This is a genomic window from Staphylococcus sp. HMSC36A10 (assembly GCF_001838845.1).
In the GTDB taxonomy this organism is placed as follows: Bacteria; Bacillota; Bacilli; order Staphylococcales; family Staphylococcaceae; genus Staphylococcus; species Staphylococcus aureus.
The window spans coordinates 1-1,062 of sequence record NZ_KV839097.1 but is presented as its reverse complement, the minus strand read 5'-3'; the positions used below and the strand labels follow the sequence as shown (position 1 = coordinate 1,062).

General features: G+C 33.1%; 2 protein-coding genes and 1 pseudogene. All 3 read left to right on the top strand.

Annotated elements, in window-relative coordinates:
* Positions 1 to 236, top strand: a pseudogene (gene splF / locus HMPREF3247_RS05925) (serine protease SplF); the annotation flags it as partial.
* Between the two features lie 64 nt (positions 237 to 300).
* A complete protein-coding gene (locus tag HMPREF3247_RS05920; protein ID WP_031865257.1) occupies positions 301 to 435 on the top strand; it encodes a hypothetical protein in 135 nt (44 codons plus the stop codon).
* Positions 436 to 599: 164 nt separating this feature from the next.
* Positions 600 to 1,062 (top strand): type I restriction-modification system subunit M N-terminal domain-containing protein (locus HMPREF3247_RS05915; protein WP_070866205.1); only part of this gene is annotated, 463 nt, incomplete at its 3' end.

Sequence of the window (1,062 nt, the reverse complement as noted above, 5' to 3'; positions counted from 1 at the left end):
ATAAACTACAAATGTATGAATCAACTGGTAAAGTATTATCAGTGAATGGAAATATAGTGTCATCGGATGCAATTATTCAGCCTGGTAGCTCTGGTTCACCTATATTAAATAGTAAACACGAAGCTATTGGTGTAATCTATGCAGGTAATAAGCCATCAGGTGAAAGCACAAGAGGATTTGCTGTTTATTTCTCTCCTGAAATTAAGAAATTCATTGCAGATAATTTAGATAAATAATTAAAACTTAGACATTCACCCAATCCTGACAAAATATACTATAACTAACATTTATTAATATATATTGCATTATTTAATATGCATCAAAGCCAATCAACGATTGATTTTCACCAACTCAATTGTTGATTGGTTTTATTTATGTATGAATGAACAACTTTTTGACATCATTGAGAATATAAATGATTATGAAAGTATTTGAAAGCTACAACATTTCCATAAAATTTTTCAATTATAATCGCGCCACTAAAATATGAAAATTTCCACCACCAACATCAAAATTCTCCACATCGCAACATAACCAAATGTTATAATAAATCTATTACACAAAGAGATAAATTACTTATTCAAAGGCGGAGGAATCACATGTCTATTACTGAAAAACAACGTCAGCAACAAGCTGAATTACATAAAAAATTATGGTCGATTGCGAATGATTTAAGAGGGAACATGGATGCGAGTGAATTCCGTAATTACATTTTAGGCTTGATTTTCTATCGCTTCTTATCTGAAAAAGCCGAACAAGAATATGCAGATGCCTTGTCAGGTGAAGACATCACGTATCAAGAAGCATGGGCAGATGAAGAATATCGTGAAGACTTAAAAGCTGAATTAATTGATCAAGTCGGTTACTTCATTGAACCACAAGATTTATTCAGTGCGATGATTCGTGAAATTGAAACGCAAGATTTCGATATAGAACATCTAGCGACGGCGATTCGCAAAGTTGAAACATCAACGCTAGGTGAAGAAAGTGAAAATGACTTTATCGGGCTGTTCAGCGATATGGATTTGAGTTCAACGCGACTAGGTAACAATGTCAAAGAAC